General features: G+C 59.7%; 2 protein-coding genes. Both read left to right on the forward strand.

Annotated elements, in window-relative coordinates:
* The first annotated feature begins 95 nt into the window (after positions 1-95).
* Positions 96-1,616, forward strand: coding sequence for an IS21 family transposase (gene istA, locus NA637_RS24670; protein ID WP_081273177.1), 1,521 nt, complete (start codon positions 96-98; stop codon positions 1,614-1,616).
* Positions 1,613-2,353 carry an IS21-like element helper ATPase IstB gene (istB, locus tag NA637_RS24675; protein WP_064491510.1) on the forward strand — a complete coding sequence of 247 codons (741 nt, stop codon included), beginning with the start codon at positions 1,613-1,615 and terminating at the stop codon, positions 2,351-2,353. The genes istA and istB overlap by 4 nt, the downstream gene beginning before the upstream one ends.
* The last annotated feature ends 60 nt before the right edge of the window (positions 2,354-2,413 follow it).

The raw sequence follows: 2,413 nt of genomic DNA on the forward strand, positions 1-2,413 counted from the left end.
CAATTTTGACCCACCCATAGTGGCATTGGCCACCGACCATGTAGCGTCACCCGCCTTATGCACAGGCCGGGGACAGATCATTGAAGGAGTGGGTTGTGATTCACAAGATCAAGGGGTTGTATGACCAGGGCCGAGGCCTGTCGGTCCGTGCCATCAGTCGTGAGCTGGGGATTTCCCGGAACACCGTACGCAAGTATCTCCACCTGGATGAGATGCAGATCAGCGCTACCATTGCTGACCCTTCACGCACCAAGGTGCTCGACGAGCACCGCGATTATCTGATTAATCAGTTGGGTCAGTTTCCAGCCCTGAGCGCAGTCAAGCTGGCCCGTCGCCTGAGGGAGCGCACCACCGAGCTGGCGGTGTCAGACCGGAGCATTCGCCGCTATGTGCAAGCGCTCAAGCAGCAGGTTGCCAGTGGCCAGTTGCGCTATTACGAGCCGGTCGTTGAGTCAGTGCCTGGCGTGCAGTGTCAGGTCGACCCCGGTGAGCTGCGAGGCGTCATGATTGGCGGCCTGGAGCGTGTCGTTCATTTTGTGGTGTTTGTGCTGTCCTGTTCACGGCTGATGTATGTCGGTCTGAACTTCCGGCCGCTGGATACCGAACGGTTTATCCAGATGCACGACGAGGCCTTCCGCTACTTCGGCGGCGTCACCGAGGAGTGCATCTACGATCAGACCAAGATGGTGGTGATCAACGAGCAGTACCGTGAGCTGACGCTGAACCAGCGCTTCCACCAGTATGCGACTACCGTCGGGTACCGCATCCATGCCTGCGAGGGCTATGACCCGGAGAGCAAGGGCAAGGTGGAGGCCGGGGTCAAGTACGTCAAGCGTGACTGCTTCTACGGCGAGCACTTCCAGGACGAGGCCGCCGTCCGACAGCACCTGAATGATTGGCTCGAGACTGTCGCCAACGCACGCGTGCACGGCACGACGGGGCAGCATCCAAGAGCGCATTTCGAGGCACTGGAGCGTAGTCAGCTCAAGCCCTATCTCGTCCCGCAGAACCTGCTGCACGTGGCGCCGACAAGGGAGACCCGCAAGGTCGACAAGACCGGCTTGATCTCATGGCAGGCCAACAAGTACTCGGTACCCATGGCCTGGCAGCAAGCCCGTGTCGGTGTCAGCGCACAGGACAACCAGTTGCTGATCCATGACCTGGAGAGCGGTGAACTCATAGCCACCCATGACCTGTGCAAGGCCAAGGGCCGGATGATCAAGAACAACAACCATTACCGAGACCATGCCCAGCGCATTACCGACCTGGAGCGCGGCATCGACTCGATCCTGCCCGATGCCCTTGGGGCAACCCTGTGCCAACTGCTCAAGCGTACTTCGCCGCGTATCTACAAGGATCAGCTGGTTGCTGCACGCGACCTGCTCATGGCCCATGCGCCGGTTGATACGGCGTTGCTCGGCGAGTTGTGCGAGCGCAGTGAACTGACCGCCACCGGGCTCAAGCGCTACCTCGAAGCATGGCAGCAAGCCAAGGCGCGGGGCCGGATCATCGGCGACCATGACTATGCGCCAGAGGCCGGTAGCCAGGTTAGTCACGCCGACCTGAACGCTTATGCCCGCATTGGCCAGTCGACTGGCCACGGGGTGACCCAATGAGCCTGCTCGACAGCACTATCGCGCAGTACCGAAGCCTGCGCCTCAGCGCGACCGCGGGTGAGCTGGCCACCCTGCTGGCCAGAGCCGAAGCCAATGAACTGTCCTACCTGAGCTTCGCCCAGTCACTGGTCGAGCATGAGCTTAACGCCCGCTCCAGTAGCCGCGTAAGCCGCAACCTCAAGCAGGCGCAGTTCCCCTCGGAGAAGCATCTGGAGGCCTTCGATTACCGGCACCAGACCACCATCACCAAGCGCCAGGTCAGCACCTTGCTGGACTTCAGCTTTATCGACAACCGCGACAACCTGGTGTTCATCGGACCACCGGGTGTGGGCAAGACCCACTTGGCCATTGGGATTGGCCACAAGGCGGTTCAGGCGGGCTACAAGGTGCTGTTCCGCACGGCTCTGGCGTTGGTCGAGGATCTGGAGCTGGCGGAAATGAAGGGCGAGCTGAAGAAGCGCCTTAATCAGCTGAGCAAATACGACGTGCTGATCATCGATGAGCTGGGCTACCTGCCGATGACGCGCCAAGCCCGGTACAACCTGTTCCAGTTAATCAACAACCTGTACGAGTACCGCTCGGTCATCCTGACCACCAACAAGGACTTCACCAGCTGGGGCGAGTTCTTCCATGACGACAACGTGGCCGTGCCCATCATCGACCGCGTGATCCACCATTCACACATCTTTATGCTGGGAGGTGAGAGCTATCGTTTGAAGCAGAAAACCGGCGGTTAGCGGTGAGCAAGTGGGTCAATTCTATTGGCCAAAAGTGGGTCAAAATTAATGGCCATTGAC

This window comes from Stutzerimonas stutzeri (genome assembly GCF_024448935.1).
Taxonomy (GTDB): Bacteria; Pseudomonadota; Gammaproteobacteria; order Pseudomonadales; family Pseudomonadaceae; genus Stutzerimonas; species Stutzerimonas stutzeri_AO.